Below are 579 nucleotides of genomic sequence, written 5' to 3'. Positions count from 1 at the left end.
CCGCTTCGGCAACACGACGAAGCCGCGCGTACCCTCGGCGCGACGGACAATGTGCAACTGCCATCGGCCGCTTCGCCGCGCCGCGCTGGCCGCACGTGGTCCCTGGTATCCGGCATCGGCGAAGATGGTGCCGAGGAAGGGGAACAGGGCCCTGGTGCGGCGATCGAGCACGAGTGCCGCGCCTTCGCGGTCCTGCAGGTTGGCCACGTGCACGACGATGCTCAGCAGCAAACCGAGCGTGTCGACGAGGACGTGGTACTTGACCCCCTTGATCTTCTTCCCTGCGTCGTAACCAACCGGGTCGACCGACGGCGCCCCTTTTCCGCCGCCTTGACCAATTTGCTGTCAAGGATGGCCGCGGTGGGACTGGCCTCCTTGCCCGCCTGTTCCCGGCAGGCGATGTAGAGCTGGTGATGCACGGCCTCCAGCGTGCCGTCCCAATCCCAGCGCTGCAGATAGCCGTGCACCGTGCTCCGCGGCGGCAGGTCGCGTGGCAGGTGACGCCACTGGCAGCCGGTCTCCAGCACATACAGCAAGCCGTTCAGCACCTCGCGCACGTCCATCGAACGATGTCGCCCG

2 protein-coding genes are annotated in these 579 nt (G+C 67.2%); both read right to left on the bottom strand.

The window, feature by feature from the left end:
• A partial coding sequence (locus Q7A36_RS40685) for a transposase (RefSeq protein WP_305109467.1) occupies window positions 1-273 on the bottom strand: 273 nt, incomplete at its 3' end.
• Window positions 222-579 (bottom strand): transposase (locus Q7A36_RS40680; protein WP_305109466.1); only part of this gene is annotated, 358 nt, incomplete at its 5' end. The genes Q7A36_RS40680 and Q7A36_RS40685, both read right to left, overlap by 52 nt.

The organism is Paracraurococcus lichenis (genome assembly GCF_030657435.1).
Lineage (GTDB): Bacteria > Pseudomonadota > Alphaproteobacteria > Acetobacterales > Acetobacteraceae > Paracraurococcus > Paracraurococcus lichenis.
Note: the sequence above shows the minus strand (reverse complement) of the source record. Positions and strands in the feature narration are given on the sequence as shown.